The sequence below is a fragment of the Aminobacter sp. P4_H6_2 genome, assembly GCF_056400805.1.
In genome coordinates, this window is the sequence record NZ_JBFUKO010000238.1 from 1 (window position 1) to 7737 (window position 7737).

The window sequence follows — 7737 nt, forward strand, 5'->3', positions numbered from 1 at the left end:
CGACGGTGCTGAGCAAGGTGGCCCGAATTGGATCGTGATGAGGGGCGCCGATTTCGGCACTGCCGAGAGCAAATACGGCCTCCGGTTCTGATGCCCGCGCTGAATATCCCCCAGCCAGGCCGAAGCCCGCGGCCAGCGTGACCACCGATACCGAAGCAAGAAACCCACGTCGATTCATGTTCAACCTCCCCTTGGAAAATTGGCAAAAGCCCGCCACGCCGCGGAAGCAGCATTTTTCGACAACAGACAAGAATTCGCGAGCTGGTACGGTCAGATGACCTGCGCCAGCTATGCGCCGTTTCCTCCTGGTTGCTGTTTAGTGCCGGCGCAAGCCCGCAACCCAGCAACGATTTTCTTCCCCGCTCCTCAACGAGGTGTGGCCAAGCTATTTTGAAAAAAAACAAACGTCAATCGATTCTGTGATAGAATTCTTACAAGAAGTCCCGCCCCAGACAGGGAGAGCAAAATGACGGAATCGGTCCGCCGAAGGCTTATCGAAAGCCTGGCCACCGCCACCAACGCCGAAAAGGCGCTTGCCAACTACATGTTGGCAAACTTGAACGGCGTGCCGTTCGAGACCTCGGCGACGCTCGCCGGCAAGGTCGGCGTCAGCGAACCGACTGTCGGGCGATTCTGCCGGACGCTTGGTTATGCTCGCTTCAAGGACCTCAAGGAGGACCTCCGCGACAACATCGGCACCCAGCCCTGGCTGGCCGGGGACCGGCTGAAGGAATTCCGCGACCGCAGCCAGAACGGCGATGCGCTGGCGCGCAGCCTGGAGCTGGAGATCGCCGCACTGCTCAGGATCTACGAGATCGCCAACACCAAGGAGTGGGCCCGCGCCGTCAAGCGCCTGGCCAACACGCCCCAGCTATTCGTCGCCGGCTTCCAGACCGAGCGCGGCATCGCCCAGTACTTCGCCAACCAGCTGCAATACCTTCGCCCCGGCGTTCAGCTAGCGGACATCGCCGGCGGTAATTTCAGCGAGATCCTGCTGAACCCACCCAAATCCTCTTGCCTGGTGATCTTCGAAGCCCGCCGCTATTCACGCCTGAACCTGCTTCTGGCGCAGGAAGCCAAGAAGGCGAAGATCCCGATCACGCTGATCACCGACGCCTTCTGCGACTGGGGCCGCGACCTCGCCGACGAAATGTTCGTCGTCCCGACCGAATTCGGCATGTTCTGGGAATCGACAGCGCAGATGGCCAGCCTCGGCAATCTGCTGATCAACGRCATATTCAACGAACTTGGGGTCACGATCGAAGGACGCATGAACCGGGTCTCGGAACTGCACGGCAAGATCACTGGCTACGTCGGCGACTAAGCGGGTGCCAGCGGTGCACAGTCGACTGATCCACGTTCAAACCGCGTTGTGGTAGCCCGCGGATTGGCTAGCGCTTTGGCAGCGGCGTCACGTTGGAGGCAGCTGTTGCCCGTGGCGCGTCGGCTCCTGCAATTTGGCCACCCGACGGTCGACATGCCGCAAAATCGACCCGACAAGAACAATACCAGTTTAACACCTGAAAAAAATTCTTCATAAAGGAGCGATTTTCCACAGGTGGCTCCGATGGGCGAACAGGCAATCCTCGACTTCCTCGCAAATCAGCTTTCGGGCGAGAGCGGCGAACCGCTCTACCGCCGGCTGGAAGACGCAATCAAGCAGACGATCAGTACCTCGCACCTCAAGCGGAACGCGGTCATTCCCAGCGAACGCGCCCTGTGCGATGCGCTTGGCATCTCGCGCGTCACCGTACGCAAGGCCATCGACGGCCTTGTCTCCGACGGATTGCTGGACCGCCGCCAGGGCGCAAAAACTGTCGTGTCGTCGCGACTGGAGAAGTCGCTTGCGACCATGACCAGCTTCTCCGAGGACATGCGCTCGCGCGGACTGGAGCCTGGCTGCGTATGGATTTCGCGCGAGATTTCACGGCCATCGCCGGCCGAGATGATGGCTTTGGGCATCTCCGGCAGTGAAAAGGTCGTTCGCCTGCGCCGCCTCCGCACCGCCGACGACACGCCCATCGCCATCGAGATCGCCACGCTGCCGGCCCGTTTTGTGCCCGATCCGCAAGCTGTTCAAGCCTCGCTCTACGAATATCTCGAGGCAACCGGCGCCAAGCCCGTTCGCGCGCTGCAGCGCATGCAAGCCAAGCCTGCGAGCGAAGAGGAGCGCCAGTTGCTCGGCACACCCGACGATGCCAGCCTCCTCATCATGGAGCGCCGCTGCTTCCTCGCCGACGGCCAGATCGTCGAGTTCACCCAGACCAAATACCGCGGCGACGTCTACGACTTCGTCATCGAATTGATGCGATAATACCAGTTCAAAGCCTGTTGCAATCTGGTCTTAGACTGCTACCGTTTGGGCATCACAGGAGATGCCCGCGTGCCGCTTGACTTCAAAGCCCTCGACAATGGTCTCATCGTATCCTGCCAGCCCGTGAAGGGTGGAGCCATGGACAAGGCCGAGATGGTTGTGGGCTTCGCGCTGGCGGCCATCGACGGCGGTGCCGCCGCCCTACGCATTGAATCCGCCGAGTACGTTGCAGCCGTCCGCGTAGCCACCGAAAAGCCGATCGTCGGCCTGGTCAAGCGCGACCTCGACGACACGCCCGTCCGCATCACGCCTTGGCTCGAAGACGTCGATGCGCTCGCTGCAGCTGGCGCCGATATCATCGCCTATGACGCCACCCAGCGCATCCGCCCGGTTTCGACTAGGGCGCTTATCGAACGCATCCATTCCCACGGCCGCGCCGCCATGGCTGACTGCTCCGTCATCTCCGATTCCGAGCAGGCGCTGGCCGAGGGCGCCGATGTCGTCGGCTCCACGCTTGCCGGCTACACCGGCCCGGTCGAGCCGACGGAACCCGATTTCGCGCTGATATCGGCGATGCGCAAGCTAACGCCGTACGTAGTCGCAGAGGGCAATGTCCGCACCCCCGCCCAGGCGCAGCAGGCGCTGGCATCGGGCGCATCGATGGTCGTGGTTGGCTCCGCCATCACCCGGCCGGAATATGTTACCTCCTGGTTCCGCTCGGCACTCGACGAAACCATCGCCAAGGCCGGAGCCTGATTGCCATGGCCGACACCGTTCTCGCGCTTGACATCGGCGGCACCAAGATGCTCGCCGCGCTCGTGCGCGGGTCCGAGGTGGTCGAGACGCACAAGATGCCGACCCCGCGCAGCGGCGACCCCGAGCAGTGGCTGACGGCCCTGTTCGACGCGATTTCAGGCTGGAAAGGCCGCTACGGCACAACAGGCGTTGCCATCAGCGGCATCATCGACGACGGCTGCTGGTCGCCACTCAACCGCAAGACGCTCGACATTCCGGAACGCTTTCCGCTGGTCGCGACCGTCAGCAGGCTCGCAGAAGCCGAGACCGTACTCGCCGCCAACGACGCGCAGGCCGCCGCCTGGGGCGAATTCGCCTTCGGCGCCGGCCAAGGCCAAGATCTCGTCTTCCTCACCATTTCGACCGGAATTGGCGGCGGCATCGTCGTCAACGGCCGCCTGCTCGGCGGGCTCGCCGGTCATTTTGGCCTGCTGCGCAGCCTTGATGAGAACACAGGTGTTTTCGAGGACCACGTCTCCGGCAATTGGATAGCTGCACAGGCAGCACCTCACCAAGCCGGGGCCACTGCGCGCGAGGTCTTCGAGGCGGCCGCGGCGGGCCACGCCTGGGCGAAGGACATTATCAAGGCGTCGGTGCGCCAGACCGCCCTTTTGTGCAGCAACATCAAGCTCATGCTCGACCCCGCCCGCATCGTCATCGGCGGCGGTATTGGACTTGCGCCTGGGTATCTCGAATCCGTCCGGCAGGCGCTGGGAAGCCTGCCGCCAGGGCTCACCCCGCAGCTTCACGCAGCAGCACTCGGAGAGAGCGCCGGCGTCGTGGGCATCGCGGATTTAGCAAACCGTCAGAACTGAATAAGAGGGACACATGACATTTTCGAAGATCAGAAAGGGCGGCCTGATCGCGGCCGCGATCGCCAGCCTTCTGGCGAGCCCCGCCTTCGCCAAGGTGACCGTGCTCGGCTGGCCGGGTGGCCCCGAAGAAACCGCGCTGCGCGCGGCTGCCGATGCCTACAACGCCAAGGCCGACGTATCGGCCGACAACAAAGTCGAGCTGCTGTTCTTCAACCGCGACGGCTTCTGGGACAAGCTGCAGGCAGACCTCGCCGCCGGCTCCAAGGCCTTCGACGTCAACCTGCTCGCCACCTACTCCATCGGCCGCTACGCCCCGTTCATGGAGCCGGTCGAGCTGTCGGACGAGGCCAAGGCCGTCTATGGCGACTCGGTGCTGACCACCATGCAGTACGAAGGCAAGCAGTTCGGCGTGCCGACCGATCTCTCGCTGCACTTCATGTACTACCGCAAGGACCTGATCGACGCGCTGCTCAAGGATGACGCGGCCAAGGCCAAGTTCGCCGAGATCTCAGAGAAGCACCTCGGCAAGAAGCTCGAGCCGAAGAACCCGGACGAATGGACCTGGGACGACTACGCGGCGACCGCGCTCTACTTCACGCAAGCCGTGAACCCCGACAGCCCGACCCGCTACGGCACCGTGCTGCAGCTCAAGAACCTGCTGTTCAACATGATGGTGTTCCAGTCGCTGCCGCGCGCCTTTGGCGGCAACTGGATGGACGAGAGCGGCAAGGTGACGGTCAACTCCGATGCCTATCGCAAGGGCCTCGAGACCTACAAGCTGCTCTATGACGCCGGCGCCACCCCGCGCGACTCGCTGTCCTACGAGTTCGCCGAAGCCAACGCCGCCTACGCCTCCGGCCAGGTTGCCGCGATGGTGCAGTGGAACGCCGCCGCTTCCGACCTCACCTCGAAGGAGAAGTCGCCGACGGTTGCTGAAGTCACCGAGACGATCGCGCCGCCGGCCGGCCCCGAGGGCCGCTTCACCCACATCCACGGCCTCGGCTTCGGCCTCAACAAGAACTCCGAGAACAAGGACGGCGCCAAGGCCTTCATCAAGTGGCTGTCGTCGAAGGAAGCGGCGCTGATCTACGCCAGGAACAGCGGCGCGCCTGCGCTCACGCCCGACGTCGTCAAGGAAGTGGCGACTGAGCGTCCCGACCTGGTCAAGCTCGGCGAATTCGCCAGCAAGTACGGCTACGTCATGAACGGCGGTACGTCGGCCAAGGCGCTCTCGGTCTACGAACTCCAGGCCAAGGAGTTCACTGGCTACTGGTCGGGCCAGCAGTCGCTCGACGACGCGCTGAAGAACACCGAAAAGGGCATGACTGACCTGCTCAAGTAAGCGTTTGGCCGATGGCGGCGCCTTTGCCGCCATCGGCCATCTCAACAGGTTCAGGATTCGGCACCTCCCCGCGATTTCGTGCCTTGAGCATGTCGAAGGGGCGATCCTGGCACCATTTTCCCGCCCCGCCATGCGGGTTCGAGGTGCCGAGCCCTGAGCCTGCCGAAAGAGCGAGTTGGCGAGGCCCGTGGCTTCGGCCCACCAGCCACTATTGCTTCCATTGGGAAGCCAGCCGTAGATCGATTGATGACAACGCTTTCACAACGCACCCCCTCGTCCGAATTCAGGCTGCTGGCTCTCCCGGTGGTGCTGTTCCTGCTTGTGTTCCTCGGCTTCCCGGCGATCGTCAATCTCGTCTATTCGGTCTCGGAGGTTACCTTCGAGAACCTGCGGCACCCCGAGATCACTGGCTTTTCCAACTTTGCCGCTGTCTGGAACGACTCATCGTTCTGGCAGGCGACGTGGTTTTCGCTACGCTTCGGGTTGCTGACGGCGCTRCTCGAATGCGCGCTCGGTCTGTTCCTCGCCATCTTCTTGTCGCCGCTCATTGAAAAGCGCAGCTGGCTGATGGCGATCCTGATGCTGCCGCTGATGGTGGCGCCGGCACTTGTTGGCCTGATGTATCGCCTCGTGCTGCACGAATTCGTCGGCCCGGTACCCTATTATCTCTGGACCTGGTTCGGCGCTAGCTTCTCGTTCCTCGGGCCGGCCTCTGCCTTTTGGACGTTGGTCGTGGTCGAGACGCTGCAGTGGACGCCCTTCGCCTTCCTGCTGTTCTATATGGCCTACCAGGCCATCCCCAAGGAGATCGTCGAGGCGTCCGCCATGGACGGCGCGCGCTACCGCCACCGGCTCTGGTACATCGAGCTTCCGCTGATGGCGCCAACCATCGTTGTCGCACTGCTCATCCGCTTCATCGACGGCTTCCGCGTCTTCGACAACATTTATGTGCTGACCGGCAGCGGCCCTGGCGGCTCCACCGCCTCGCTGTCGATCTACATCTACGAGGCCTTCTTCAAGCAGGGCGCCATCGGCAAGGCGGTCGCCGCTTCCGTCATACTGTTTGCGGTGTCGTTCGCCGTACTCTACGGCCTCAACGCGCTTGCCGCCCGCCGCAAGGGAGCACGCTGATGATCAACGCCCTTCGCTGGATCGTCTTCGCCATCGCGGCACTCGCGATGAACTTCCCGATCCTCGTCACGCTCTCGACATCGCTCAAGAGTGCGCGCGAGCTGTCGACCAATCCGGGCCTGTGGGTGTACGCACCGACGCTCGACAACTACGCCGCGGTCTTCAAGGTCTCCGACCGGCTGAACATCTTCCTCTATCTCGCCAACAGCGTCGCGGTCGCGGCACTCGGCACCTTGCTTGCCGTAGCACTCGCTCTGCCCGCGGCTTATGCGATCGCCCGCGGCAAGGTCGGCGAGCGCACATTGTTGCCCTTCATCGTCAACCTGCGCGCCGTGCCGCTCATCATCTTCGCCATCCCGCTCTACATGATGTTCCAGTGGCTTGCGCTGCTCGACACCCGGCTCGGCCTTGGCCTGATCCTCACCATCGTCAACCTGCCGCTGGCGCTGGTCATTCTGGTCAACGCCATACGCGACCTGCCGGGGGAATTGGACGAGGCGGCACTGATGGACGGCGCAACGCGCTTCCAGATCCTGACCAGGGTCATCGCCCCGCTCTGCCGGCCGGCCATCGTCACCAGCCTGATCTTCGGCTTCATCACCGCCTGGAACGAGTTCCTGTTCGGCCTGATGCTGACCACGTCCAAGGCCGTTCCCATCACCGTTGGCGCCTCGTTCTTCTTCGCCGCCAGCGGCGGCGGCGTGCAATGGGGCGTAGCCTCGGCCGTCATGATCGTCGGCGCGCTGCCGCCGATGCTGCTCGGCCTCATCATGTATCGCCAGATCAGCGGCTCGATGACGGCAGGCGCGGTCAAGGGCTGAGACAGTTTCTTCGGAGAATTCAATGAGCACGATTTCACTGGAAAAAGCCGGCAAGCGCTACGGCGGCACAGAGATCATCAAGGATCTCGATCTCGACATCGCCAATGGCGAGTTCGTCGTCATCGTCGGCCCATCCGGTTGTGGCAAGTCCACGCTTTTGCGCATGATCGCCGGCCTGGAGGAAACCACCTCTGGCCGTCTGCTGATTGACGGCCGGGACGTCACCAAGGCGCCGCCGGTCGAGCGGCAACTCGCCATGGTGTTCCAGTCCTACGCGCTCTATCCGCACATGACCGTGCGCCAGAACATGGGCTTTGGGCTCAAGCTCGCGAAACTCTCGTCGGATGCGATCAAGGCCAAGGTCGACCAGGCCGCCGACACGCTGAAGCTCACCCATCTGCTCGAGCGCTACCCGCGCCAGCTGTCGGGCGGCCAGCGCCAGCGCGTTGCCATCGGCCGCGCGATCGTGCGCCAGCCGGTCGCCTTCCTGTTCGACGAGCCGCTGTCCAATCTCGACGC

Annotated in this window: 9 protein-coding genes; 8 read left to right on the top strand and 1 reads right to left on the bottom strand. The window is 63.1% G+C overall.

Features of this window, described 5'->3' with window-relative positions:
- Positions 1-250: hypothetical protein (locus AC1DUU_RS17210; RefSeq protein ID WP_476784623.1), on the bottom strand; the 250-nt coding region annotated here is incomplete at its 3' end.
- 216 nt (positions 251-466) lie between these two features.
- Between AC1DUU_RS17210 and AC1DUU_RS17215 the strand changes: the two genes are divergently transcribed.
- The 8 genes from AC1DUU_RS17215 to AC1DUU_RS17250 form a co-directional block, all read left to right on the top strand.
- Positions 467-1324 carry a MurR/RpiR family transcriptional regulator gene (locus AC1DUU_RS17215; RefSeq protein WP_476784624.1) on the top strand — a complete coding sequence of 286 codons (858 nt, stop codon included), beginning with the start codon at positions 467-469 and terminating at the stop codon, positions 1322-1324.
- A 243-nt stretch (positions 1325-1567) separates the two neighbouring features.
- Positions 1568-2314 carry a GntR family transcriptional regulator gene (locus AC1DUU_RS17220; protein ID WP_476784625.1) on the top strand — a complete coding sequence of 249 codons (747 nt, stop codon included), beginning with the start codon at positions 1568-1570 and terminating at the stop codon, positions 2312-2314.
- Positions 2315-2383: 69 nt separating this feature from the next.
- Positions 2384-3070 carry an N-acetylmannosamine-6-phosphate 2-epimerase gene (locus AC1DUU_RS17225; protein WP_476784626.1) on the top strand — a complete coding sequence of 229 codons (687 nt, stop codon included), beginning with the start codon at positions 2384-2386 and terminating at the stop codon, positions 3068-3070.
- A gap of 5 nt (positions 3071-3075) precedes the next feature.
- Positions 3076-3924 carry an ROK family protein gene (locus AC1DUU_RS17230; RefSeq protein WP_476784627.1) on the top strand — a complete coding sequence of 283 codons (849 nt, stop codon included), beginning with the start codon at positions 3076-3078 and terminating at the stop codon, positions 3922-3924.
- A 13-nt stretch (positions 3925-3937) separates the two neighbouring features.
- On the top strand, positions 3938-5266 hold the full coding sequence (locus AC1DUU_RS17235; protein ID WP_476784628.1) for an extracellular solute-binding protein: 1329 nt from the start codon (positions 3938-3940) through the stop codon (positions 5264-5266).
- A gap of 246 nt (positions 5267-5512) precedes the next feature.
- A complete protein-coding gene (locus AC1DUU_RS17240) occupies positions 5513-6397 on the top strand; it encodes a carbohydrate ABC transporter permease (protein ID WP_476784629.1) in 885 nt (294 codons plus the stop codon).
- Positions 6397-7218 carry a carbohydrate ABC transporter permease gene (locus tag AC1DUU_RS17245; RefSeq protein WP_476784630.1) on the top strand — a complete coding sequence of 274 codons (822 nt, stop codon included), beginning with the start codon at positions 6397-6399 and terminating at the stop codon, positions 7216-7218. The genes AC1DUU_RS17240 and AC1DUU_RS17245 overlap by 1 nt, the downstream gene beginning before the upstream one ends.
- A 22-nt stretch (positions 7219-7240) precedes the next feature.
- Positions 7241-7737: ABC transporter ATP-binding protein (locus tag AC1DUU_RS17250; RefSeq protein WP_476784631.1), on the top strand; the 497-nt coding region annotated here is incomplete at its 3' end.